The organism is Actinomadura sp. 3N407 (assembly GCF_052245875.1).
Taxonomy (GTDB): Bacteria; Actinomycetota; Actinomycetes; order Streptosporangiales; family Streptosporangiaceae; genus Spirillospora.
In genome coordinates this window covers 64,728-87,316 of the sequence record NZ_JBQQBP010000025.1, presented here as the reverse complement: position 1 = coordinate 87,316, position 22,589 = coordinate 64,728, and the positions used below count along the sequence as shown (strand labels likewise).

The 22,589-nt window shown below is 71.8% G+C and carries 25 protein-coding genes; 8 read left to right on the top strand and 17 right to left on the bottom strand.

Annotation, left to right across the window (positions count from 1 at the left end; all coding sequences use genetic code 11):
* The 7 genes from ACTWPP_RS39745 to ACTWPP_RS39715 all read right to left on the bottom strand — a co-directional run.
* The coding region (locus ACTWPP_RS39745) for a maltotransferase domain-containing protein (protein WP_443109630.1) at nucleotides 1–157 on the bottom strand (157 nt) is incomplete at its 3' end.
* A 171-nt stretch (nucleotides 158–328) separates the two neighbouring features.
* Nucleotides 329–1,072 carry a copper homeostasis protein CutC gene (locus ACTWPP_RS39740; RefSeq protein WP_443109628.1) on the bottom strand — a complete coding sequence of 248 codons (744 nt, stop codon included), beginning with the start codon at nucleotides 1,070–1,072 and terminating at the stop codon, nucleotides 329–331.
* Nucleotides 1,069–2,010, bottom strand: coding sequence for an asparaginase (locus tag ACTWPP_RS39735; RefSeq protein ID WP_443109627.1), 942 nt, complete (start codon nucleotides 2,008–2,010; stop codon nucleotides 1,069–1,071). Before ACTWPP_RS39735 ends, ACTWPP_RS39740 begins: the two co-directional genes overlap by 4 nt.
* Nucleotides 2,011–2,021: 11 nt before the next feature.
* Nucleotides 2,022–2,870 (bottom strand): amino acid ABC transporter permease, encoded by an 849-nt coding sequence (locus ACTWPP_RS39730; protein WP_443109626.1) that lies wholly within the window; start codon nucleotides 2,868–2,870, stop codon nucleotides 2,022–2,024.
* A 23-nt stretch (nucleotides 2,871–2,893) separates the two neighbouring features.
* Nucleotides 2,894–3,538, bottom strand: coding sequence for an amino acid ABC transporter permease (locus tag ACTWPP_RS39725; RefSeq protein WP_443109625.1), 645 nt, complete (start codon nucleotides 3,536–3,538; stop codon nucleotides 2,894–2,896).
* A 36-nt stretch (nucleotides 3,539–3,574) separates the two neighbouring features.
* The gene (locus ACTWPP_RS39720; protein ID WP_443109624.1) at nucleotides 3,575–4,510 is read right to left on the bottom strand and encodes a glutamate ABC transporter substrate-binding protein; all 936 of its coding nucleotides are present in this window, start codon (nucleotides 4,508–4,510) and stop codon (nucleotides 3,575–3,577) included.
* A 53-nt stretch (nucleotides 4,511–4,563) separates the two neighbouring features.
* A complete protein-coding gene (locus ACTWPP_RS39715; protein ID WP_443109623.1) occupies nucleotides 4,564–5,292 on the bottom strand; it encodes an amino acid ABC transporter ATP-binding protein in 729 nt (242 codons plus the stop codon).
* A 116-nt stretch (nucleotides 5,293–5,408) separates the two neighbouring features.
* On the opposite strand from ACTWPP_RS39715, the gene ACTWPP_RS39710 reads away from it, so the two are divergent.
* Nucleotides 5,409–6,566, top strand: a complete 1,158-nt coding sequence (locus tag ACTWPP_RS39710; RefSeq protein ID WP_443109622.1) for an ROK family protein — start codon at nucleotides 5,409–5,411, stop codon at nucleotides 6,564–6,566.
* Between the two features lie 121 nt (nucleotides 6,567–6,687).
* Here the strand turns inward: ACTWPP_RS39710 and ACTWPP_RS39705 are convergent, their stop codons facing one another.
* Complete coding sequence (locus ACTWPP_RS39705) at nucleotides 6,688–7,047, bottom strand: STAS domain-containing protein (RefSeq protein WP_443109621.1); 360 nt, start codon at nucleotides 7,045–7,047, stop codon at nucleotides 6,688–6,690.
* A gap of 445 nt (nucleotides 7,048–7,492) precedes the next feature.
* Between ACTWPP_RS39705 and ACTWPP_RS39700 the strand changes: the two genes are divergently transcribed.
* Both ACTWPP_RS39700 and ACTWPP_RS39695 read left to right on the top strand, forming a co-directional pair.
* Nucleotides 7,493–7,768 carry a sulfurtransferase TusA family protein gene (locus ACTWPP_RS39700; protein ID WP_443109620.1) on the top strand — a complete coding sequence of 92 codons (276 nt, stop codon included), beginning with the start codon at nucleotides 7,493–7,495 and terminating at the stop codon, nucleotides 7,766–7,768.
* Between the two features lie 175 nt (nucleotides 7,769–7,943).
* The gene (locus ACTWPP_RS39695; RefSeq protein ID WP_443109618.1) at nucleotides 7,944–9,428 is read left to right on the top strand and encodes a flavin-containing monooxygenase; all 1,485 of its coding nucleotides are present in this window, start codon (nucleotides 7,944–7,946) and stop codon (nucleotides 9,426–9,428) included.
* Here the strand turns inward: ACTWPP_RS39695 and ACTWPP_RS39690 are convergent.
* The gene (locus ACTWPP_RS39690; RefSeq protein ID WP_443109616.1) at nucleotides 9,394–10,050 is read right to left on the bottom strand and encodes an FMN-binding negative transcriptional regulator; all 657 of its coding nucleotides are present in this window, start codon (nucleotides 10,048–10,050) and stop codon (nucleotides 9,394–9,396) included. The genes ACTWPP_RS39695 and ACTWPP_RS39690 overlap by 35 nt on opposite strands.
* 54 nt (nucleotides 10,051–10,104) lie before the next feature.
* Here ACTWPP_RS39690 and ACTWPP_RS39685 point away from each other — a divergent pair, with 54 nt between their 5' ends.
* Nucleotides 10,105–11,058, top strand: a complete 954-nt coding sequence (locus tag ACTWPP_RS39685; RefSeq protein WP_443109615.1) for a DNA polymerase domain-containing protein — start codon at nucleotides 10,105–10,107, stop codon at nucleotides 11,056–11,058.
* A gap of 103 nt (nucleotides 11,059–11,161) precedes the next feature.
* Here ACTWPP_RS39685 and ACTWPP_RS39680 read toward each other — a convergent pair whose 3' ends face one another.
* The 3 genes from ACTWPP_RS39680 to ACTWPP_RS39670 form a co-directional block, all read right to left on the bottom strand.
* Complete coding sequence (locus tag ACTWPP_RS39680; protein ID WP_443109614.1) at nucleotides 11,162–12,376, bottom strand: cytochrome P450 family protein; 1,215 nt, start codon at nucleotides 12,374–12,376, stop codon at nucleotides 11,162–11,164.
* 141 nt (nucleotides 12,377–12,517) lie between these two features.
* A complete protein-coding gene (locus tag ACTWPP_RS39675; protein WP_443109613.1) occupies nucleotides 12,518–13,792 on the bottom strand; it encodes a pyridoxal phosphate-dependent aminotransferase in 1,275 nt (424 codons plus the stop codon).
* Between the two features lie 196 nt (nucleotides 13,793–13,988).
* A complete protein-coding gene (locus ACTWPP_RS39670) occupies nucleotides 13,989–14,837 on the bottom strand; it encodes a PaaX family transcriptional regulator (protein WP_443109612.1) in 849 nt (282 codons plus the stop codon).
* Nucleotides 14,838–15,045: 208 nt separating this feature from the next.
* On the opposite strand from ACTWPP_RS39670, the gene ACTWPP_RS39665 reads away from it, so the two are divergent.
* The 4 genes from ACTWPP_RS39665 (at nucleotide 15,046) to ACTWPP_RS39650 (ending at nucleotide 18,242) form a co-directional block, all read left to right on the top strand.
* A complete protein-coding gene (locus ACTWPP_RS39665; protein WP_443109611.1) occupies nucleotides 15,046–15,966 on the top strand; it encodes an SDR family NAD(P)-dependent oxidoreductase in 921 nt (306 codons plus the stop codon).
* On the top strand, nucleotides 15,963–16,850 hold the full coding sequence (locus ACTWPP_RS39660) for an amidohydrolase family protein (protein WP_443109610.1): 888 nt from the start codon (nucleotides 15,963–15,965) through the stop codon (nucleotides 16,848–16,850). The genes ACTWPP_RS39665 and ACTWPP_RS39660 overlap by 4 nt, the downstream gene beginning before the upstream one ends.
* Nucleotides 16,847–17,299 carry a MaoC family dehydratase gene (locus tag ACTWPP_RS39655; protein ID WP_443109609.1) on the top strand — a complete coding sequence of 151 codons (453 nt, stop codon included), beginning with the start codon at nucleotides 16,847–16,849 and terminating at the stop codon, nucleotides 17,297–17,299. Before ACTWPP_RS39660 ends, ACTWPP_RS39655 begins: the two co-directional genes overlap by 4 nt.
* A gap of 133 nt (nucleotides 17,300–17,432) precedes the next feature.
* Entirely contained in the window at nucleotides 17,433–18,242 is an 810-nt protein-coding gene (locus ACTWPP_RS39650; protein WP_443109608.1) for an IclR family transcriptional regulator domain-containing protein, read from the top strand.
* On the opposite strand, the gene ACTWPP_RS39645 is transcribed toward ACTWPP_RS39650, so the two are convergent.
* The 5 genes from ACTWPP_RS39645 to ACTWPP_RS39625 are packed head-to-tail and all read right to left on the bottom strand — an operon-like array spanning nucleotide 18,220 to nucleotide 22,426.
* Nucleotides 18,220–19,143: a quinone oxidoreductase family protein gene (locus ACTWPP_RS39645; RefSeq protein WP_443109607.1), complete on the bottom strand. Its 924-nt coding sequence runs from the start codon at nucleotides 19,141–19,143 to the stop codon at nucleotides 18,220–18,222. The genes ACTWPP_RS39650 and ACTWPP_RS39645 overlap by 23 nt on opposite strands.
* Nucleotides 19,144–19,188: 45 nt before the next feature.
* A complete protein-coding gene (locus ACTWPP_RS39640) occupies nucleotides 19,189–19,551 on the bottom strand; it encodes a hypothetical protein (protein ID WP_443109606.1) in 363 nt (120 codons plus the stop codon).
* The gene (locus ACTWPP_RS39635) at nucleotides 19,548–20,411 is read right to left on the bottom strand and encodes an extradiol ring-cleavage dioxygenase (RefSeq protein WP_443109604.1); all 864 of its coding nucleotides are present in this window, start codon (nucleotides 20,409–20,411) and stop codon (nucleotides 19,548–19,550) included. The genes ACTWPP_RS39640 and ACTWPP_RS39635 overlap by 4 nt, the downstream gene beginning before the upstream one ends.
* Nucleotides 20,404–21,234, bottom strand: a complete 831-nt coding sequence (locus ACTWPP_RS39630) for a citryl-CoA lyase (protein WP_443109603.1) — start codon at nucleotides 21,232–21,234, stop codon at nucleotides 20,404–20,406. The genes ACTWPP_RS39635 and ACTWPP_RS39630 overlap by 8 nt, the downstream gene beginning before the upstream one ends.
* Nucleotides 21,227–22,426 (bottom strand): CaiB/BaiF CoA transferase family protein, encoded by a 1,200-nt coding sequence (locus tag ACTWPP_RS39625; RefSeq protein WP_443109602.1) that lies wholly within the window; start codon nucleotides 22,424–22,426, stop codon nucleotides 21,227–21,229. Before ACTWPP_RS39625 ends, ACTWPP_RS39630 begins: the two co-directional genes overlap by 8 nt.
* Between the last annotated feature and the right edge of the window lie 163 nt (nucleotides 22,427–22,589).

Here is a 22,589-nt window from a genome sequence, read left to right as displayed (position 1 = left end):
CCGCGCCCAGCATCTCGTGCCCCTCACGGAACACCGTCGCCGACACCTCGACCGTCTCACCCACCACCGCCTTGGCCGGCCACCGGCCGCACCCCACCACCGGCGCCACATCCAGAATCGGGATGCGCCCGAGCTCCGCCTCCAGCTTCACCTGCATGTGCCGCTCCCGCTCACCGGCGATGTCTCCGGGGACCGTGTTCCCAGGCATCGGTCCCAGCCATTGGTCCTAGGCATCCATGCCCCGTCCGCAACTTCCGGCCATCACCGCCACCACAAGATCATGCAAAGAGATCCCCTGCCGGGATGCCCCCGGCCGCTACGGCACCGGTTAACGCGCCGCTTGGATCACCGAGGCGATGCCGGCGGTGGTGGTGACGAGCCGCCGGTACTCCGGCTGCCGCAGCTCACCGCCCATGAACGGGTACGGGTTGCGGTGGACGGCCGGGCTCGGCTCCTCGCTGAGCGCGGCGAAGTGGATCTCCCGGGCGCCGGTCGCCTCGGCGACGCGGGCGACGTTGCGGTCGGTGATGCCGCCCCCGGGCATGACGATGATCCGGTCCCCGGCGTGCTTCACCAGCTCGGCGATCAGCGGCGCGCCCTCCAGCGCGGTCACGTCCTGCCCGGACGTGAGGACGCGGTCGATACCGAGGCCGGCGAGGGCGTCCAGCGTGGCGAACGGGTCGGCGGCCATGTCGAAGGCGCGGTGGAAGGTGACGGGGAGCCCGCCGGCGGCCGCGACGAGCCGCTCGGTGACGGGACGGTCGACCCGGCCCTCGGGGGTGAGCGCGCCGATCACCACCCCGTGCGCGCCCGCGTCGCGGACGAGTGCCACGTCGTGCTCCATCGCCGCGACCTCGTGCTCGTCGAAGATGAAGTCGCCGCCGCGCGGGCGGATGATGACGTTCACCTTGATCGACGACACGGCGGCGAGCGCGGCGCGGACCGTGCCCAGGGTCGGGGTGAGCCCTCCCTCGAACAGCGCCGCGCACAACTCGACGCGGTGGGCGCCCGCCCGCTCGGCGGCGGTGGCGCCCGCGACGCTGTCGATGCAGATCTCGTAGGTGAGGCTCACGTACGTCCTTCCTCGGTGGTGCGGATCTCGCCGACCGGGCGTCCGCCGCCGAGGACGGGGACGGTGCCCAGCCGGCCGGCCGGAGTGGTGTCGACGCCGAGCGCGGCGAGCGCGCGCAGCGCGATGGCGGTGGTGGCGCGGGGGCTGCCGTCGATGACCTTCACCGCGACGGCGTGGCCCTCGGCGGTGGCGGCGACGAACACGCCTTCCGCGCCGCCCTTGGCGACCGAGCCGGGCAGTGCCCGCATGAACTCGGTGTTGGGGTGGCCCGTCCCGCCGACGTACTCGGGGTGGGCGCGCATGGCGTCCGCGACGGGGCGGGCGTCCCGGGACAGGACGAGGGAACGCGCGGCCCGTGCGAGGCCGGTCAGCGTGAGGCCGAACAGCGGTGCGCCGCAGCCGTCCACGGCGACGGGAGACGGTTCCTCGCCGGCGCAGTCGGCCGTGACCTGCTCGACCACCTGCTGGAGCGGGTGCCCGGGGTCGAGGTAGGTGTCGAGCGGCCAGCCGCGGGCGGCGGACGCGGCGAGCATGGCGGCGTGCTTGCCGGAGCAGTTCATCCGCACCCGTGACTCGCCCTCGCCCGCCCTGATGAGCGCGGCCTTGGCCGGCTCGTCCTCGGGCCAGGACGGCGGGCATCGCAGCGCGCCGGCGGGGAGGTTCGCGTCGGCCAGGATCGCCTCGACCGTCTTGACGTGGAAGTCCTCGCCGGCGTGGCTGCCCGCCGCGATCGCGAGGCGTTCCCCGTCCAGCGGCGCGCCCGCCTTCAGGCAGGCCAGGGCCTGGAACGGCTTCGTCGTGGAGCGCGGCAGCACGGTCTCCCCGGCGTCGCCGCGCGTGTAGGCGAGCGTCCCGTCCGGTGCGAGCCCGGCGACGCTGCCGTAGTGGCGGCTCTCGACGAAGCCGTTGCGGACGACCTCGGCCAGCACGTCGTACATGTCGTCGTTCCTCACGGTTGCGCCGCCGGGACGGTCTCGCGGACGGGTTCGCCGCCCGGATCGCGGCCGGTACGGGACGGCCGGGTCCGCTGCCGCGCCTCCAGCGTCCGCGCGAGCTTGGCCAGCGACGCGTTGATGACCAGGTAGATCAGCGCGATCACCAGGTAGGTCTGGATGAGCAGGTGGTTGTAGTTCGCCAGCACCTTGCCGCTGTAGAGCAGCTCGGCGTAGCTGACGACGTACCCGAGCGAGGTGTCCTTCAGCAGCCCGGCGGACTGGCTGATCAGCGACGGCAGGACGCGCCGCGCCGCCTGCGGCAGGACGATCAGCCGCATCGCCCGGCCGCGCGTCAGGCCGAGCGCGAGGCCCGCCTCCAGCTGCCCCCGCTCCACCGACCGGATCCCGGCCCGGAAGATCTCCGCGAACGCGGCGGCGTTGGACACCGACAGCGGCGCGACGAGCTTCCAGAACAGCGGGAGGTCGACGCCGTACCTGGGCAGCGCGAACAGCACGACGTAGACCAGCAGCAGCGCCGGAATCGTCCGGACGATCTCGACATAGGCGGCGCACGGGACGCGCAGCCACCGCGACGGCGACAGCCGCCCGAGCGCGAGCAGGACGCCCGCCGCCATGGCCAGCGCGATCGACACCACCGCGGCCAGCACCGTGGACCGCAGCCCCTCCAGCAGGTACCGCCACATCGGCCACGTCCCGTACGGGCGCCACCGGTCGGCGGCGAGCTGGCCGTTGTCGGCGAACTGCCGCAGCGCCAGCGCGACGAGGACGGCACCGGCCAGCACCGTCAGCGCGGTGGCGGCCCGGATGCGGCGCCGGGCCCGCGGCCCCGGCTCGTCGAACAACAGGCGGGGACTCCCCGAACCGCTCATCGCAGGATCGCCAGCTTCCGTTCCAGTCCGCCGGTCACCAGCCCGAAGACCCCCGACAGCGCCATGTAGGCCAGGCCCGCCGTCACGAAGATCCAGATGGGCTGCGCCTCGGCGAGGTTGACCCGGTTCGCGGCGGCGGTCAGCTCGACCACGCCGACGGCCGCGGCCAGCGCCGTGTTCATCAGCGTCATGATCGCGATGTTGCCGAGCGGCTGGACGACCGTCCGCAGCGCCTGCGGGAGGACGACCAGCCGCAGCGACTGGACGAAGGTGAGGCCGAGGGCCCGGGCCGCCTCGCCCTGGCCCGCCGGCACCGCGTTGATCCCCGAGCGGATCGCCTCGGCCATGTAGGCCCCCTGGTAGAGGGCGATGACGACGGCCGCGGTGGTGAACAGCCCGGCGATGACCCCGATCTCGGGCAGCCCGAACACCGCGATCACCAGCCACACCAGCAGCGGGATGTTCTGCAGGACCTCGACGTAGGCCATCCCCGCGGCGCGCAGCACCCGCACGGGGCTCACCCGCATCGCGGCGACGATGATCCCGGCCGCGAGCGCGCCCGTGAGGGCCAGCAGCGTCAGCTCGACGGTCAGCAGCAGGCCGTCGCCGAACTCTCCGAGGTGGTCGGTGATGACGTTCATGGCGGGGCGGGGTTCCCTCTCACTCCGGGATCACGCTCACTCCGAGCCGGGCGCGGACCCGATCGCGGGCGGCTGCGGCGCCTCGCCCTCCACGACCGTCCCGATCGAGTTCTTCCAGACCTTCGCCCACAGACCGGACTCCTGGATCTTCCTGAGCCAGTCGTTGACGAACTGCTTCATCTGCGTGTCGCCGTGCTTGAGCCCGATGCCGTACGGGTCCGCGGTGAACGGCTCGCCCTGGATCGCGATGGTCGGGTCCTGCTCGGCGGTGGCGAGCAGCACGGCCTGGTCCTGGACGTAGGCGTCGCCGCGGCCCTGCTTGAGCGCCTGGACGCATTCGGGGTCGCTGCCGAACGTCACGATCTTCGCGTCGGGGGCGGCCTTCTTGATCGCGGGAATGGCCGGGGTGTTGGCGCCCGCGATGACCGTCCTGCCCTTGAGGTCGGCCGGAGTCTTGATGCCCGTCTCGTCCTTCTTGGTGGCGATGACCAGGCCCGAGCTGTAGTACGGCCCGGCGAAGGCGACCTGCTCGGCGCGTTCCGGGGTGATGCTGTAGGTCTGGAAGACCACGTCCACGGTGCCGTTGGACAGCAGCGCCTCCCGGGTCTCCGACGCCGAGTTGACGATCTTCACCTTGGGCTCGCCGATGATGTACTTGGCCAGCAGCCGCCCGAAGTCGGCGTCCAGGCCCTCGACCTTCTTCGTCGCCGGGTTCTGCTGGGACAGCAGCGGCGCGTCCAGCGAGCCGCCCACGATCAGCTCGCCGCGCTTCTTGATCTTCTCCATGGTGGAGCCGGCCGGGATGTCGGCGGCGACGGGCGCCGTGGCCGCCAGGTCATCGGTGTTCCCGCCGCCGGAACCGGGCACGGCCGTCTCGGAGTCGCCGCCGGAGCAGGCCGCGAGTCCCGTCAGCGACAGCGCCGCGACCGCGGCCACCGTCGCCCGCCGCATCCCCGCAGGAGTACGCACCATGATCATTTACCTTTCTCGGGCGGCGCGCCATGCCGGCGCGCCGGGGGATCGTGCTAGTGGCTGAGGACCTTGGCCAGGAAGTCCCGGGCCCGGTCGTTGGCGGGGGAGTCGAAGAAGGCGGACGGCGTGCCGGACTCGACGACCTCGCCGTCCGCCATGAACACGACCCGGTCGGCGACCTTGCGGGCGAATCCCATCTCGTGGGTGACGACCACCATCGTCATGCCGTCGCGGGCCAGGCCGGTCATCACGTCCAGGACCTCGCCGACCATCTCGGGGTCGAGCGCGGAGGTCGGCTCGTCGAACAGCATCGCCTTCGGCCGCATGGCGAGCGCGCGGGCGATCGCGGCGCGCTGCTGCTGGCCGCCGGACAGTTGCGCGGGGAGCTTGCCGGCCTGCTCCCCGATGCCGACACGGTCGAGCAGTTCGCGGGCCCGCTTGCCGGCCTCGGCCCGTGAGACGCCGCGCACCCTCGTGGGGGCGAGCGTCAGGTTCTCCAGGATGGTCTTGTGCTGGAACAGGTTGAACGACTGGAACACCATGCCGACGTCCGCGCGGAGGCGCGCCAGCGCACGTCCCTCGGCGGGCAGTTCCTCGCCGTCGATGCGGATCACGCCCTCGTCCGGTGTCTCCAGCCGGTTGAGGCAGCGGCAGAGCGTGGACTTGCCGGACCCGGACGGCCCGATCACCACGACCACCTCGCCGCGGGCCACGTCCAGGTCGACATCGCGCAGGGCGGTGTGGCCGCCGAAGCGCTTGTACAGGCCGCGAACCTCGATCATTCGGTCACCTACGATCCAACTTCCTTCGAAATCGAAGTCAATGAGGACGATAGAGTGTCAAATCAATGTAAGTCAACGTGTTGCTGGACCAAGTTTGCGCATGCTATCTATCTGGGGTGCGCAACAGCAGAGACGACGGACCGGCGGCACTCGTGCGGCTGGTGGCGACCGGCCGGGCGGAGTCGCGGGCCGAGCTCGCCCGGGTGTCCGGCCTCGCCGCCTCCAGCGTCTCGCTGCGCGTGGAACAGCTCATCGAGGCCGGGCTGTTCGCCGAGGAGGGCGCCGGGGCCTCGCGCGGGGGCCGGCGGCCCCGTCGCCTCCGGCTCGCCCGCCAGGCCGGGGTGTTCCTGGTCGCCGACCTCGGCGCGCACCACGCCCGGCTCGCCGTCGCCGACCTCGCCGGCGCGCCCCTCGCGCTCGCCGACCTCGCGTGCGACATCGCCGTCGGCCCCGACAAGACGCTGACCACCGTCATCGACCGCCTCCACGCCCTCGCCGCCGAGCACGGCCTGCGCGACGTCCCCGTCCGCGGTGTCGGCATCGGGCTGCCCGGCCCGGTCGACCCGGCCACCGGCCAGGTCGTCTCGCCGTCCCGGATGCCCGGCTGGAACGACTTCCCCGTGCGCGACTTCGTCGCCGGCCACACCGGCGTCGCCGTCCTGGTCGAGAACGACGCGAACCTCATGGCCGTCGGCGAGCACCGGCACTCCTGGCCGGCCCTCGACAACGTGATGGTGATCAAGCTCGGCAGCGGCATCGGCTGCGGCGTCATCGTGGACGGCCGCCTGCACCGGGGCCGCGGCGCCGCGGGCGACATCAGCCACGTCCGGATCCTGTCCGAGGCCACCGTCGACTGCTCCTGCGGTCACCCCGACTGCCTGGAGGCCCACGCCAGCGGCGCCGCCCTGGCCGCGTCCCTCGCCGGGCACGGCATCGTGGTGGACGCTCCGTCCCGGATCGTCGACCTGGTCACCGACGGCGTCCCGCAGGCCACCGCGGCGGTGCGCGGCGCCGGCCGCCTGATCGGGGACGTGCTCACCGCGCTCGTGAACTTCTTCAACCCCGACGCGCTGGTCATCGGCGGCAGCCTCTCGGGCGCCGAGCCCCTCGTCGCGACGATCCGGGGCGTCATCTACGAGCGCTGCCTGCCCCTCGCCACCCGCAACCTGGAGATCGCCACGTCCCGCGCGGGCCGCGACGCCAGCATCCTCGGTGCGGGGCACCTGCTGCTCGGCGTCTCCGACGAATGGATCGGCCGCGTCCTGGAGCGCTGAGCCTCAGCCGTGGGTGGGCCTCGGCGGTGGGCCCGTTCAGTGGTGGTCCTGTTTCAGCGGTGGGCCTGTTTCAGTGGTGGGCCTGTTTCAGTGGTGGGCCCGTTTCAGTGATGGGCGGGCCTCAGTGGTGGGCCGCCGCCAGCGCCTCGCGGGCGGTGGCGACGTCCGGCGCGATGGCGACCCGGCGCTGCAGGCCCGCCACGTCCGAGACCCGGCGGACGATGCCGCGCGGCGGCAGCACCACCCACATCGGCACGCCGAGTTCGGTGGCCCGCATCTGGGAGCGCGTGATCACGTTCAGCCCGTTGGAGTCGCAGAACGTGCAGGGGGTCAGATCGAGGATCAGGGCCGGCGTGCCGGAGTCGAGGAGCCGCTCGGCCTGCTGGAGGATCGCCTCGCCGTTGCTCAGGTCCACCTCGTCCGGGAACGTCAGCGTTCCGCAGGTCTGCGTGATCTCCACTCGCGCAACACCGAGATCCATGGTTCGCCCCAAAGTCGGTTCCCTCACCTGGATGACAACGGGGGGTACTTCACTGCGACTGTAAGCCCCAAAGCTGGACGGAACCTGAAAGAAATGGTCAAGTCTAGGGCGGCGATCACCCATATCGCCGACGATCCCGTTCATCGTGGATTGATCCCGATTTGTCCCCTTTCGGGAGTCCGCCTGCCCCGTGCCTCGGCGGACGTCGGCCGAGCGGGCCCGCGGACGATCCGCGCCCCTTCCAGGCTCGTCCACTTCCCTGAACTTTCCCTGGCGGGAGGCCAACCGGACGCTGAGAACCTCGGTACGGTCGACCGGTGCCGCGCCTCGATATGACCGCCGTCCTTGTCACGGCAAACCCCTATATTTCACCCTGCGGCCTGCTAACTTCGCGGGCAGCGGAACCGGGGGCGCGGAGCCGGGGAGAGTGGAACCGGGGGAGAGTATGAGCTCGGACCCAGTGGTCATCGACGGAGGCGACCGCTCCTGCGTGCGCCTCCTGCTGGAACTGCGCGGCCACATCGCGGGCCTCGTTCCGGGCACCGTCATCCACCTGATCGCCGGCGATCCGGCCGCCCCCATCGATCTCCCCGCCTGGTGCCACCTGACCGGGCACACCTATCTCGGCCCGCTCGACGGCGCCGCGTCCCCCACCTACGCCCTGCGGGTGGCGGCCGATGCCCGCGCCACCGCCCCCGAATCCCCCTGGCGCCCCCGCTGACCGCGCCCCCCGCTGGCGGCACCTTCTCGCTGACGGCGCGTCCCCGCTGACGGCTCCTCGCCGGTGTATCACCGGGCCGGTCGGCGGCCGTCTATTGGCGGAGCGCCAATTAAGGCTTAGGCTGGGCGTGCCGACGGAGGGGACCAAGGATCGTGTCAGCGAGAGGACCCGGCCAGTGACAGGACGCGGCGAGGGCGCGACGTCGATCGCCATCGTGGGGAGCGGGTTCAGCGGGCTCGGGCTGGCCATCGCGCTGAAACGGGCGGGCTTCACCGAGCTGACCGTGTTCGAGCGGGCGGACGACCTCGGCGGGGTGTGGCGGGAGAACACCTACCCCGGCGCCGCCTGCGACGCGCCGTCGCACCTGTACTCGTACTCGTTCGAACCCGAGCCCGGCTGGTCGCGGCGGTTCGCGACGCAGCCGGAGATCCTCGACTACCTGCGCCGGTGCGCGGGCAAGTACGGCGTGACGGAGCACATCAGGTTCGGCGCCGAGATCACCCGTGCCGTGTTCGACGCGGAGGCAGGGCGGTGGAACCTGCGGGCGGCCGGGGGAGAGGTGCACACCGCGGACATCCTGGTGTCGGCGTGCGGGCAGCTCAGCGACCCGTCCATCCCCGACATCGCGGGCCTGGACTCCTTCGGCGGCACCGTTTTCCACTCGGCCCGGTGGGACCACGAACATGACCTCGCGGGACGGAACGTGGCGGTCATCGGCAACGGGGCGAGCGCCGTCCAGTTCGTCCCGCGTATCGCGCCGAAGGCCGCGAGACTGAGCGTCTTCCAGCGCGAGCCGCAGTGGGTCGGCTGGAAGTGGGACCGGCGCTACCCGCGGGTCCGCAACCGGCTGAACCGCCGCCTTCCTGTGCTGCAGCGGCTGTCGCGCCTCGGCGTGTTCCTGTGGTTCGAGGCGCTGCTGAACCCGATGCTGATCTCGCCGCGCGGCCGCCGGTTCCTGTCCGCGCACGTGCGGGCGCTGTGCCGCACCACGCTGTGGTCGGTGCGCGACCGGACGCTGCGCGAACGGCTCACGCCCGGCTACGAGCTGGGCTGCAAGCGCGTTCTGGTCTCCAGCGACTACTACCGGACGCTCAACCTGCCCCACGTCGACGTCGTCACCAGCGCCGTCGTCAAGGTCACGTCCGATGCCGTCGTCACCGCCGACGGCGAGACGCACCCGGCCGACACCATCATCCTGGGCACGGGTTTCCGGACGCACGACTTCGTCGCGCCCATGCGCGTCACGGGGCTGGACGGGCGGGACCTGAGCGACGCATGGCGGGACGGGCCGCGCGCCTACCTGGGCATGGCCGTCGCCGGGTTCCCGAACTTCTTCCTCATGTACGGCCCGAACACCAATGTGGGGTCCGGGTCGGTGGTGTACATGCTGGAAAGCCAGATCGCCTACATCGTGCAGGCCGCCCGGGCGCTGCGCGATCCGGCGGTGCTGTACATGGACGTCCGCGAGGGCGTCCTCACCGACTTCGACGAGAATCTGCAGAGGCGGCTCGACGGGACCGTCTGGAACGCAGGGGGCTGCGACAGCTGGTACCTGCGGGACGGCCGGCGCAACGCGAGCAACTGGCCGGGATCGATGCTCGCCTACCGCCGCCGCACGAAAGCGCTCAACCCGTCCGACTACCGTTTCGTGGCCCGCTGACCTCAGGCGGCGCCGTGCGCACCGCCTCGGCCATCGCGGTGTCGCCCTGAGCCCGGTATCCCTCGACCACGCCGGCCCGGTCGGCCTCGGGACGGTTCTGGCTCATCTTCGCCTTGGCCTCGATCCGGCTGATGACCAGTTCGAGGCCGACGATGGCGCGCAGTTGCCCCGCGACGAAGGCGGGAGGGGCGTCGTCCACCGACCACGAAGGGTCGCGGCCGTGCTCGTGCCGGTCGGTCAGGCGGCGGACCATCGATTCGACCCATGCCGGATCGTCATGCACGACGAGACGGCCGTAGACGTGCGCCGTCAGGTAGTTCCACGTCGGCACCACCCGCCCATGCTCGGCCTTGGACGCGTACCAGGACGGCGACACGTAGGCGTCCGGCCCGTGCACGATGAACAGCGACTCCCCGGACGCGGGCTCGCGCCACTGGTCGTTGTTGCGCGCCACGTGCGCCAGCATCGCCCCGTGCTCGCCCACCGCGGGGTCGTACAGGACGGGCAGGTACGTCGCCAGGAGGCCCCGCGGTGTGCCGGTGACGAGGTCGGCCGTGTCGCAGCCGGCCAGCAGCTCCGCGACCTCGGCGTCGTCCGCGGAGAAATGTGCCGGTACGTACATGTCTCCGACGCTACCCGAGGGCCGCTTGTCGGTGCCGCGTGCGAAGCTGGGCATGTGAGCGCCGATGAGGAACGCGACGGGGTCCGGCTGACGAATCTCGATCAGCTCCTGTTCGAGGGGGCGGACGCGACCAAGCGCGACCTGGTCGACTATCTGGACGCCGTCGCCGGCCGCATCATCCCGCAGCTCGCCGGCCGGCCGCTGTCGGTCAAGCGCGTGCTGCGCGGCCAGAAGCCCTTCATGCAGAAGAACATCCCCAAGTACACGCCGTCCTGGGTGCGGACGGTGACGGTGTGGGCGGAGTCGTCGCAGCGCGAGGTGTCCTACGCGCTGTGCGACGACCGCCGCACCTTGCTCTGGTTCGCCAACCAGCGCGCCGTCGAGTACCACCCGCCGCTCTTCCGCGACGGCGCCTGGGACAAGCCGACCCACCTCGTCATGGACCTCGACCCGCCCGTACCGGACGCGTTCGGCACCGCCGTCGCCGCGGCCCACCTGGTGCGGCGGGCGATGGACGACTCCGGGCTCCAGGGGGCGGTCAAGACCAGCGGCGCGAAGGGCGTCCACGTGTTCGTTCCCCTGGACGGGCGGGCGCCCGCCGACGACGTGGCCGCCGCCACCCGCGCCCTCGCGGCCCGCGCCGAACGCCTCGACCCGGCGCTCGCCACGACCGCCTTCATCCGCGAGGACCGCGAGGGCAAGGTGTTCCTCGACTCGACCCGCGCCGGCGGCGCGACCGTCGTCGCCGCCTACAGCCCGCGGATCCGTCCCGGCACACCCGTCTCGTTCCCCGTCCCGTGGGACGACCTCGACCAGGTCGCCCCGGCCGACTTCACCATCCGGACCGCCGCCGCCCTCCTGGGCGACCGCGCCCCCTGGTCCGACCTGATGCCGCCCCCGCAGCGACTGCCGTCCGATCTGATCGAGGAGGGGCACACCATCCCGATCGCCAGGGTCCAGGCAATGCACGAGGGCAAACGCCGGGCCCGCGCCCGCCGCGCGACCTGAATCCGCGGAACGGACGAAGAATTGCATTGCGCCCGCCGTTTCCCCAGCCTTTCATGCTGAACGGCCGGGGAAACGGAAGGGCGGCGGAACGGCGGTGCCGGGCTCAGGAATTCAGGTCGACGGGCAGTTCGCGATGACCGTTGGAGATGAACGATTCCACCGGACGCAGTTCCGCCGGGTCGACGGCGAGGGACATATCGGGGAAGCGGCCGAATAGCGCCGGGAGGGAGATCTCGGCCTCCATCCGCGCGAGATGCTTCCCGACGCAGAAGTGCACGCCGTACCCGAACGAAACGTGCTCCTTGTCGGCGCGGTCGATGTCGAACCGGTCGGCGTCGTCCCCGTGCAGGGCGCGGTCGCGTCCCGCCGCCGCGTACGCCGCGAGGATCGCCTCGCCCTTGCCGATCGTCACGCCGCCGACGTCGATGTCGTCCACGGCGTAGCGCAGCGGCAGGTTCGCGACGGGCGCCTGCCAGCGCAGCGTCTCCTCGATCACCTCGTCCCACGGCACCTCGCCGGACCGGACCCGGGCGTACTGCTCGGGATGCGTCAGCAGCGCCAGGATCGCCTGGTCGAGCAGGTTCACCGTGGTCTCGTGACCGGCGGAGATCATCAGGATCAGCGTGTCGACCAGTTCGGTCTCGCTGAGCCGCGAGCCCTCGTCGTCCCGCGTGGAGATCAGCACGCCGGCCAGGTCGTCGGCGGGCTCGCGGCGCCGGAACTCGACGAAGTCCTGCAGGATGCCGTACATCTCCTGCTGGTTGGCGAGGGCCTCCTCGGCCGTCAGCGCCGTGTTGAAGATGCCGTCGACGCAGCGGCGCAGGCTCGGACGCGACTCGTCCGGGAGGCCGAACAGCCGGCAGATCACCTCGATCGGCAGCGGGTAGGCGAACTCCTCGCGCAGGTCGGCGCGGCCGCCGGGGGACGCGGCCAGCCGGTCGACCAGGTCGCGGGTGATCTGCTCCACGTCGGGCCGGAGGGCCTCGGTGCGCCGCGGGGTGAACGCCCGGGAGATGATGGTGCGCAGCCGGCGGTGGTCGTCGCCGTAGGCGGTGAACATGTTCTGCACCGACACCCACAGCGACAGCGGCCAGTCCGGCGGAATCTCGCCGTTGATCCATTTGGTCCAGTGCAGGTTCGGGTTCTTGGACACCATCGGATCGGCGAGCAGCTGCTTGAGTTCTTCCTGGCCGGTCACCGCCCACGCGGCCACGCCGCCGGGGAGTTCCACGGGCGTCACCTTCCCCCTTTCCCGCAGTTTGGCGGCCTCCCCTTGGATGTCGCCGCCGGTGGGGTCGATGACGTGCGGATTCTCCATTGGATCCTCTCCGGAGGTCGGGTCGGAACGCGCCGTGTACGGGCGCGTGCGAATGGCAACGCTGCCAACGTAGGACGCGGCCGGTGCCTCCGGCTAGATCACCCGATGGACTTACTCGTCTTCTCCTTTTTCGGCCATTCCCTAAATGGCCGCCCGGAAATCCTCATGGGGGAGGGGTTCCGGATGGGGCGTTTCGGCGAAGCGGCTCGCGGCCGCCATGTCCTGATCGCCGCCCGGCCGCGCGGTCTCCCCCCAGCCGTGCCCGGGCGACACGACGTTGTCGGGCGGCGCCTCCGACGCGGCGCCGTAGAGGTAGGAGCCGAGGCCGATCAGCAGCCGCTGCACGTCCTGCTGCGGCCGGACGACCAGCCGCACGAACCGGCTCGTCGACCCCAGCTTGTTGCCGCACTCGCGGATGAACACCCCGTGGTGGGAGATGAGGTGGTCGCGCAGCGCGACGCCGTCCCTGCCGTCCGGAAGCTTGACCATGATGAAGTTGCCCTGGGACGGGAAGACCTTCAGCCCCGGCAGCGCCGCGAGCTGCTGCGCCATCAGCATCCGGTCGCGGGCCAGCAGCCGGAGGCTCTCCCGGTACTCCACGCCGTGCTCGCGGAGCAGGAACACCACGACCTCGGCGAAGGAGTTCAGGTTCCATTTCGGCAGCGCCGCCCGGACCATATGCGCCAGCCCCGGGTTCGCGACCATGTAGCCGAACCTGATGCCGTGCAGGCCGAAGTTCTTGCCGAGGCTCTTCAGGACGATCACGTTGGGCCGGATGCGGGCCTCGTCGGCGACGCTGGTGTGCGCCTCGGCGTCCACGAAGTCCAGGAACGACTCGTCCACCACGACCAGGTCCAGATCGATCAGCAGGTCCAGCAGCCGGACGACCTCGCGGCGCGGGACGTAGCCGCCGTCGGGGTTGTTGGGGTTGCAGATGACGGCGACCCGCGACCCGCGGGTGCGGACGAAGTGCACGAACGCGTCGACGTCGAACTCGAAGCCGCGCATCTCGTGGAGCTGGAACATGTCGACGCGCTTGCCGGTCTCCAGCGGCTGGTCCGTCCAGCGCCCGAATGTCGGGATCGGCGTGGCGAGGCTCTCGCGGACCAGCAGATGGTCGATCCAGGTGATCAGCTCTGTCGATCCGTTGCCCATCACCACCGTCTGCGGGTTGTGCCCGAGCACCGCGCACAGCTCGGCGGTGATCGTGTCGGCATCGCTGGGGTAGTACTTCAGGATCTGCTCCATCGCGCCCGCGAGCTGGGAGAACATCCCGGGCGTCGGGAAGTACGGGTTGCAGGGGATGCAGAAGTCGACCAGGTCCTGCCGTCCCGACGAGGCCCGCTGGAGGGCGAAGAAGGACGGGCTGTGCGCGTTCTTGCGCAGCATGCTCGGATCGATCGAGTCCGATGACACGAAAGGTGCTCCTCGCGTGCGGGGACGTCCGCTCGGCCGGGGGCGGCGTCCGACCGTTTCGTCGGTGGGTCCGGGAGTCCGGGGGCCGGGACCCGGGGGTCCGGTTGGTGCTCGTCGCCAGAGGTACGTCCTCGCCGCCGCCCGGGTTCAGCCCGTGCGGCGCGGTCGCGCCGCACGGGAGTGAGGGAGCCCCCGGTCAGCGCCGGCCGGCGTCGGCGTCCAGGAGCTTGCGCAACTGGTCGGTCGCGTCCGGTTCGAGCGCGTCGAACCGTTCCCGGTACAGGGCGGTGGACTTCGCGGCGGGCCAGTCGTCCGGGAGGTGCTCGGCGGGCAGGCCGGGGTCGGTGCGGAGCAGTTGCAGCCAGTCGGCGCCGAGGAGGGTGAGGCGGGTCAGGGGGCGGCCCGTCTGCCGGCGGTCCGGTGTCCAGGTGGCGAGGAACGACTCGTGCTCGGCGCGGATGGCGTCCACGTCCCACGCCCGGTGCAGGAGCTTCGGCACGTCGGTGCCCTCCACCGGCACGGAGTAGAACCCGTCGGCCAGTTCCGCCATCTCGGCGAACTCGGGGCCTTCGAAGACGGTTGCGATGTCGACGCGGCCGGGCGCGATCCACAGCCCGTCCCGCAGGCCGCCGAAGCCGGCCCAGATCAGCCGGGCGCGGATCTGGTGGCGCAGGTCGCGGCGGCTCTCCGGCATGGAGTAGCTGAGCAGCGTCCATTCCCCGTTCGGGTGGGTGAACGGCGCCGGCGAGTCGACCCGGGGCTTGGCCTCGCGGAGCAGGTCCTCCGCCCACGGGCTGAGGAAGAACCGGGCGGTGCGTCCCTCCCGGACCCGGGTGAGCAGTCCCTTGCGCGTCATCCGGGCGAGCGTGGCGCGTCCCGCGGCCTCCGCGACCCCGAGGTCGCCGAGCAGGTGCAGGAAGACCCGGGAGCTGATCGGCGGATACCCGCGGTCGAGGACGACCGAGCCGAGGAAGCTGAACAGCAGCTGCTGCGGAGCGCGCGGGCGCGGCCGCGCGTTCTGGGACGCGTCCTGCTCGGCGGTCATGCCCCGTCCTCTCGTCGTTCTCGTGGTCCTGCGTTCGCGGTGGTCCCGTCCGGTGGTCTCGACCCCGCCCGCGGACTCGTCGGCAGCCATCACACCATGACCCGCGGACCACCGCTGTGACCCAGGTTATTCGATTAATTCTTGACGCACGACAACTTTGAATCTAATTTCTAGGCCACGGGGGACGACCGGACCAGGAAGGGTGGCAATGGAGCTGAACGGGAAGGTGGCGGTGGTCACCGGCGGCGGGCGAGGTCTCGGCCTCGCCTACGCCGGGGAGCTCGCCCGCGCGGGCGCGGCCGTCGTCGTCAACGACGCGGACGCGGCCACCGCCGAGGCCGCGGCCGAGCAGATCAACGACTCCGGCGGGCGGGCCGTCGCGCACGTCGCCGCGGTCGGCACGTCCGAGGCCGCCGAAGGCCTGGTCGGACGAGCCGTGGACGAGTTCGGCCGCCTCGACGTGATGGTGACCAACGCCGGCGTCCTCCGCGACAGGGTCCTGTGGAAGATGACCGACGACGACTTCGACACCGTCGTCCAGGTCCACCTCAAGGGCACGTTCACCTGCGCCCGCGCGGCGGCGGTGCGGCTCCGCGAGCAGGGCGAGGGCGGCCGGCTCATCCTTGTCGGCTCCCCGGCCGGGCAGCGCGGCAACTTCGGCCAGACCAACTACTCGGCGGCCAAGGCCGGGATCGTCGGGTTCGCCCGCACCTGGGCGATGGAGCTGGCCCGCGCGAACGTCACCGTCAACGCGGTCGTCCCCGTGGCGGCGACCGCGATGACCGAGACGATCCCCGCGCTCGCCCCGTTCGCGGAGGCGATGCGGCAGGGACGGGAGATGCCGCCGTTCGCCCGCCGCGCCCTGGCCTTCGGTACCCCGGAGGACGCCGCCGGGCTCGTCGCGTTCCTCGCCTCCGACGCGGCGTCCGGCATCACCGGGCAGGCCGTCGGCGTCGGCGGCGACCGGCTGTCGCTGTGGACGCACCCCACCCAGGCCGTCGCCGCCTACCGGGACGGCGGCTGGAGCGCCGGCGACATCGCCGCCGCCTGGCCGACGATCTTCGCCGGGCACGAGCAGAGCGTGGGGGAGAACCTCCCCGAGGCGCCGGAACCGGAGCCGTCCCGGTGACCCGCCTCGACCTGGACGCCCTGGAGGCCATCGACGTGCACGTCCACGTCGAGACCGACCGGCACGGCCACCTGTCGCTGCCCGGCGAGTACCTCGACGCATCCGCGAAGTACTTCGGCGGAGGGCACCGCACGCCCGGCATCCACGAGATCGCCTCCTACTACCGCGAGCGGCGCATGGCGGCCGTCGTGTTCACCGTCGACATCGAGAGCGCCACCGGCCATCCCGCGCTGTCGAACGAGGAGATCGCGGACGCCGCCGCCGAGCATCCCGATGTCCTCATCCCCTTCGCCAGCATCGACCCGGCCAAGGGACGCGCCGGCGCGCGGACGTTCCGCCGCCTGGTCGAGGAACGCGGCGTCCGCGGGATCAAGTTCCACCCGTCCCTGCAGGGCTTCGCGCCCAACGACCGCAGCGCGTACCCGCTGCTGGAGGTCGCCGCGGAGCACGGCGTCCCGGCCCTGTTCCACACCGGGCAGACGGGCATCGGCGCGGGCATGCCGGGCGGCGGGGGCGTCCGGCTCGGCCTGTCGAACCCGATGCTGCTGGACGACGTCGCCGTCGACGTCCCCGACCTGACGATCATCCTGGCGCATCCGTCGTTCCCCTGGCAGGACGAGGCCCTCGCCGTCGCCACGCACAAGCCGAACGTCTACATCGACCTGTCCGGCTGGTCGCCGAAGTACTTCCCGCCGCAGCTCGTCCGATACGCCAACAGCCTCCTTCAGGACAAGGTGCTGTTCGGCTCCGACTACCCCGTCATCACCCCGGACCGGTGGCGGGCCGACTTCGCGAAGCTGGAGATCAAGCCGCACGTCCAGCCCAAGATCCTCAAGGACAACGCCGTCCGCGCCCTGCGCCTCGGCACCAAGGAGACGAAATGAGCACGACGGTCGCGTTCGAGGATCTGAAGAGCCTGGCCGGCGGGTCGCTCGGCTCAAGCCGGTGGCTGGAGGTGGATCAGGCCCGCATCGACACCTTCGCCGACGCCACCGGTGACCACCAGTGGATCCACGTCGACCCCGAGCGGGCGAAGGACGGCCCGTTCGGCGGTCCGATCGCGCACGGGTACCTGACGCTGTCCCTGGTCATCCCGCTGTGGGACGAGCTGCTGGACGTCACCGGCGTCACGACCAAGGTGAACTACGGCCTGAACAAGGCCCGGTTCCCCGCCCCCGTCCCGGCCGGTGCGCGCATCCGGCTGTCGGGGACGCTCGCGGACGTGGCCGACGTCGCCGGCGGCGTCCAGGTCACCCCCGACCTCGTCGTCGAGATCGAGAACGGGGACAAGCCGGCCTGCGTCCTGCAGCCGGTCTTCCGCTTCTACCCCTGACCCGCTTCTACCCCTGACCCGCTTCTGTCCCTGCCCCGGGGTGCCGCCGCCCACGAGCCGGTCAGTTGTCCGTATGATGGACACCTGACGGGCGCGTGCGGACGGCCGCGTTGTTGACGGCAGGGGATGATCGATGCCACGGGAAGGCACCGGACCGGATTTCATCGAGGCGCTGGCCCGGGGCCTCGACGTCATCACCGCCTTCGAGGCGCGGCGCCCCGTGATGTCGCTGGCGCAGGTCGCCGAGGCCACCGGCCTCGCCCGGCCGACCGCCCGCCGCATCCTGCTCACCCTCCGCGAACTCGGCTACGTGCGCGCCGACGACGGAGGATACGCCCTCACCCCGCGGGTCCTCGACCTCGGCGTGTCCTACGTCCGGTCGATGGGGCTGTGGGACGTGGCGCGCCCGCACATGGAGCGGCTCGTCGCGCGGACGAACGAGTCGTGCTCGATCGCGCAGCTCGACGGGTCCGACATCGTGTACGTCGCCCGCGTCGCCGTCCCGAAGATCGTCGCGCTGGCGGTGCAGATCGGGACGCGGTTCCCGGCCCTGCAGACGTCGCTCGGCAAGGTCCAGCTCGCCTCGCTCGACCCGGCGGAGGTCGACCGGATCCTCGCCGAGCCGACCCGCTCCGGCCTGGAGCCGCGCGTCCACCTGTCCAAGCAGGACCGCGACGCGGAGCTGCGCGAGGTCCGCGCGCGCGGATGGGCGATGACCGACGAGCAGCTCGCGCGCGGCATCCGCTCGGTGGCGGCGCCGCTGCGGGACGGCTCCGGAAAGGTCATCGCGGGCATCAACGTCAACACCCACGCCGCCGAGACGCCCGTCGAGCGGCTCCTGGAGGAGCACCTGCCGCTGCTGCTGCACACGGCGGGGGAGATCAGCGCCGACTTCGCGCGGCTGGAGACCGTCCCGCAGGTCACCCGGCCGGCCGCGGGGTGAGGACGATCCGCCCCTCCGCGGTCCCCTCGCCCTGACGCCGCCACGCCGCCGCCGCGTCCTCCAGCGGGACGGTCTCGTGCGCGACCGTCAGCCTCCCGGACGCGGCCCGCGCGGCGACGAACGCGACCGCCTCCGCGCGCTGCTCCGCGGTCAGCTCGTTGTTGGTGAAGCCGAGCAGCCGCAGAGACTTCCCGCGAAGGGTGGCGGAGTCGATCGGGCTGGTCTCGCCCGCCGAGCCGCCGAGGTTGACGAGCCGCCCGCCGGGGCCCAGGGTCCGGGCCGCGGCCGCCGCCGGGGCACCGAACAGCGGGTCGAGCACCAGGTCGGCGGGCCCGTCCGCGGCACCGGCGAACCGGCGGGCCAGCTCGGCGACGTCGCCGGTGTCGAGCGCGACGACCGCGTCCGCCCCCGCCCGTTCCGCCCGCTCCATCGCGGCCGGTGACCGCGCCCCGGCGATGATCCGCCGCGCGCCCGCCGTCCGGGCGAGCTGGACGGCGGCCTGGCCGACGACGCCGCCCGCGCCGAGCACGATGACCTGCTCCCCGGCGGTCAGCCCGCCGCGCCAGGTCAGCGCCATGTGCGCGGCGACCGCCGACAGCCCGAGCGCGGCCACGAGGACGGGGTCGGCGCCGTCCGGCAGCTCGACGAGCGCCGCCTCCGGCACGGCCGCGACCTCGGCCATGCTGCCGTCGCCCGGCGCCATCCCGGCGGGGGTCGGGAACCAGACGGTCCGTCCGGCGGACGTCCCGACGCCCTGGACGCCCGGCACGTACGGCGTCGCCGGCCTCCCGAAGTAGGACGTCCCGGTCGCGCACAGCAGGTCGAGCGGGGTGATGGGCGCGGCGAGGACGTCCACGAGCACCTCGCCGTCCGCCGGCACGGGCGCGTTCCGGTCGTCCACCAGCGGAGGACGCCCGGCCTCGCGAATCTCTGCGGCGCGCACGGCTCAGGTCGCGATGTCGGGGTAGGGGAGCGTGAAGTGCGAGAGCCGCCGCGCGTACTCGAGCTGGAACCCGAGCGGCTCGTCGTAGTCGCGTTCGAACATCGCGATGAACAGCGTGAGCGTCAGGAACGGGTGGGCGCCCAGCTCGAACAGCTTCGGGTAGTCGTGCCCGGTGAGCGCGGCGCGCTCGGCGTCGTCGAAGCGCAGCCAGGTGCTCGACTCGCCGCCGTGGCAGTTGATGATGCGGTTGGCCTGTTCCTCCTCCCACCACGCCACGGTCGCCTCCGGCTCGTCCCGGTAGCGCTCGACGAGGCCGGGGTCGCGGTCGACGGTGTAGAGGAACTTGTCCAGCAGGTACTTGCTCACTTGGCCGCTCCGTTCGGGTACCAGGTGAAGTAGGCCTCCATCGTGTGGAACAGGTCGTAGGTGTCGACGTAGTCGGCCTTCCGGCCCTCGCCCGCGACGCCCATCATCAGCATGAAGTCCATGAACCCGTGGGTGGCGTTGCCGGGCGCGTGCAGGCTGTCGAGCGTCACCTCCGACAGGCAGCCCTCGATGTCGCCGGACGAGATCCACTCCACGGCCTTCGCGTCGAACTCCGGGTCGGGGCCGTGCGGGCCGAACTGGCGCGGGCCGCCCAGCTCCAGCGACAGGTGCCCGGTGCCGATGACCGCGACCCGCCGGTCTCCGGGCCACGACTCCACCAGCTCCCGGATCGTCTTCCCGAGCTGGACGAACCGCTTCGGCCGCGGCAGCGGCGGCGCGAAGATGTTGGTGTAGACGGGGACGATCGGCAGGTCGTTCTGCGGGCGCAGCGTGATGATCGGGCACGTGATCGAGTGGTCGATGCGCAGCTCGTTGGAGAACGCCAGGTCGAACCCCGCGTCCAGGCCCTCGCGCAGCATGTACGCCGACAGGTCCTCCTGCCCCTTCATCAGCATCCTGGGGAGCCCGAACTCGCGTTCCTCGTTGTACCAGTTCGCGTCGTAGAAGGGCGCCTTGCCGATGAGGAACTGCGGCATGTTGTCCAGCCACAGCTGGTGGAAGTGGTCGGAGCCGACCATCACCAGGACGTCCGGCCGGGCCCTGGTGAGCGTCTCGCGGAACGCCTCGACCTTGCGGACCCATTCGTCCGCGAAGCCGGGACGGTCCTCGCCGGTCGCGGTGCTCGCACGGTAGTAGAAGGGATGGTGGGTCGAAGCGATCACAGCGACCAGTTCAGCCATGACGGTCTCCGGGGGTGTAGGGGTCGGGGGCGACGGACCGGTTGTTGAGGTCCACCGATAGGAAGATCTCGTTGCCGACGGGGCGGCGTAGCTCCTCGGCGAGCTGCCCGATCAGCCCGGCGGTGCGGGCGAGCAGCGCGAACCCGCGCAGCAGCTCCAGCGGCAGCCCGAGGTCGGCGAGGGCGGCGCCGCACACCCCGGCGCCGTTCAGCGGCAGCCTCTTGCCCAGCACCTCGGGGTGGACGCGGCCGATCGCGGCGAACAGCGACAGGTGCGGCCCGAACAGGCCCTCCTCGGCGGCGATCTGCATCAGCCGGGGAGTGCGCGGGTCGCCGTCCTTGTGCACGTGATGGCCCAGGCCCGGGACGAATCGCTTCGCCTCGCGTTCCGCCCGGACGGTCCGCAGCGCCACCGCGTCCCATCCTTCGTCGTCCGTCGGCAGGCCGGACGGCGGATCGCCGGCCACCGAGGTCAGGACGTCGTTCAGGAAGCGGCCCGTGTCCTCGGTGACGCCCAGGAACCGGGACCCGCCGCCGAGCAGCCCGGCGGCGAGGGCGCCCTGCACCGAGTCGGGCGCCGACAGGTACGTCAGCCGGGTGACGATCGCGGTCGGGGTGAAGCCGTGGTCGGCGAGCGCGGCGAGGACGGCCTCGAACACGCGCGTCTCGCCCGGCTCCGGCCGCCGCTGCGTCGCGAGCCAGAACGCCAGCTCGCCGAACCCGACCTCGCCCATCACGTCCTTCGCGAGATCGTGCCCCAGCAGCGTGATCGTCTCGCGGCTGGACGCGCCCAGCGCCGTCGGATACTCGGGGCGTTCAGCCACGGCCGTCCTCCCGGGGCTCGTCCCGCCGCGGCTCGGCCAGCCACTTGCGCAGTTCGGCGCCGTGCTCGTCCAGTCCGGGCGGCGGCAGCCGGTACGTCACGGGCGTCCGGGAGAAGCGTATGGGGTGCCGGGTCGTCGGCACGGCTCGATCGCCCTCGCCGACCACGACGACCGGGTCCAGCTCGAAGCGCTCGGCCATCGCGAACCCGCCGTCGATCGTGTTGATCGGCCCGCTCGGCACGCCCGCCTCCACCAGCAGCTCGAACCACTCGACGGCGCCGCGCCGGGTCAGCCGCTCCACCAGGATCGGGCGCAGCTCCGCGCGGTTGGCCGTCCGGCCGGCGTTGGTCGCGAACCGCGGGTCGTCCGGGACGTCCGGGATGCCGAGGACCTCGCACAGCTTGCGGAACTGGCCGTCGTTGGCCGCCGTGATGATCAGGTCGTTGTCGGCGGTCGGCAGCGGCTCGTAGGGGAACACGCTCGGGTGCGCGTTGCCCATCCGGTAGGGGACGGTGTCGCCGGCGACATAGGCGGAGCTGTGGTTGACCAGGCCCGTCAGCGCCGACGACAGCAGGTTCACCTCGACGTGCTGGCCGTCGCCGGTCGCGTCGCGGTGCCGCAGCGCCGCCAGGATGCCGATCGCGGCGTGGTTGCCCGCCATCACGTCGAACACCGAGATCCCCGCCCGGTACGGCGGACCGTCCGGGTCGCCGGTCAGGCTCATCAGCCCGGAGATCGCCTGCACCATCAGGTCGTAGCCGGGGACGTCGCGTCCCGCCCCCGACCCGAAGCCGGTTATCGAGCTGTAGATGACGCCGGGGTTGGCGGCGCGGACGGAGTCGTAGTCGAGCCCGAACCTGGCGAGGCCGCCCGGCTTGAAGTTCTCGATCAGGACGTCCGCGCGGCGGGCCAGCTCGCGGCCCGCCGCGGCGTCCTCCTCGTCCCGCAGGTCGAGGGCGATCGAGCGCTTGCCCCGGTTGATGCCGAGATAGTAGGTCGACGCGTCGCCGCGCGCGGGCGGCGTCCAGGAGCGGGTGTCGTCGCCCTTCGGGCCCTCCACCTTGATCACTTCGGCGCCCAGGTCGGCCAACAGCATCGTCGCGTAGGGCCCGGCCAGGATCCGGGAGAAGTCCGCCACGAGCACCCCCGACAGGGGACGGCCCGGCCCTTCGCGCGCGGTGTCGTCCGTCATCCGGCTCCCTCACTCGTCCGTTGAGCGGACGTTCGTCCGCCTCCTCGATTCTGCCATGCCGATATCGAACCTGGTCAAGTGGTTGACACTTTGACTACCGATGGGAAGAGTGGCCCCATGCAGGTTTGACCGTAGAGCGGACATCAGTCCGTGGCCGCTCCAG

Coding starts and splice junctions, on each gene's coding strand:
- ACTWPP_RS39680 (WP_443109614.1), bottom strand. CDS start 12,376: ATGGAGAATCCGCACGTCATCGACCCCACCGGCGGCGACATCCAAGGG.
- ACTWPP_RS39705 (WP_443109621.1), bottom strand. CDS start 7,047: ATGGATCTCGGTGTTGCGCGAGTGGAGATCACGCAGACCTGCGGAACG.
- ACTWPP_RS39720 (WP_443109624.1), bottom strand. CDS start 4,510: ATGGTGCGTACTCCTGCGGGGATGCGGCGGGCGACGGTGGCCGCGGTC.
- ACTWPP_RS39690 (WP_443109616.1), bottom strand. CDS start 10,050: ATGTACGTACCGGCACATTTCTCCGCGGACGACGCCGAGGTCGCGGAG.
- ACTWPP_RS39625 (WP_443109602.1), bottom strand. CDS start 22,426: ATGACGGACGACACCGCGCGCGAAGGGCCGGGCCGTCCCCTGTCGGGG.
- ACTWPP_RS39725 (WP_443109625.1), bottom strand. CDS start 3,538: ATGAACGTCATCACCGACCACCTCGGAGAGTTCGGCGACGGCCTGCTG.
- ACTWPP_RS39735 (WP_443109627.1), bottom strand. CDS start 2,010: ATGTACGACGTGCTGGCCGAGGTCGTCCGCAACGGCTTCGTCGAGAGC.
- ACTWPP_RS39700 (WP_443109620.1), top strand. CDS start 7,493: ATGAGCTCGGACCCAGTGGTCATCGACGGAGGCGACCGCTCCTGCGTG.
- ACTWPP_RS39665 (WP_443109611.1), top strand. CDS start 15,046: ATGGAGCTGAACGGGAAGGTGGCGGTGGTCACCGGCGGCGGGCGAGGT.
- ACTWPP_RS39670 (WP_443109612.1), bottom strand. CDS start 14,837: ATGACCGCCGAGCAGGACGCGTCCCAGAACGCGCGGCCGCGCCCGCGC.
- ACTWPP_RS39655 (WP_443109609.1), top strand. CDS start 16,847: ATGAGCACGACGGTCGCGTTCGAGGATCTGAAGAGCCTGGCCGGCGGG.
- ACTWPP_RS39715 (WP_443109623.1), bottom strand. CDS start 5,292: ATGATCGAGGTTCGCGGCCTGTACAAGCGCTTCGGCGGCCACACCGCC.
- ACTWPP_RS39650 (WP_443109608.1), top strand. CDS start 17,433: ATGCCACGGGAAGGCACCGGACCGGATTTCATCGAGGCGCTGGCCCGG.
- ACTWPP_RS39635 (WP_443109604.1), bottom strand. CDS start 20,411: ATGGCTGAACTGGTCGCTGTGATCGCTTCGACCCACCATCCCTTCTAC.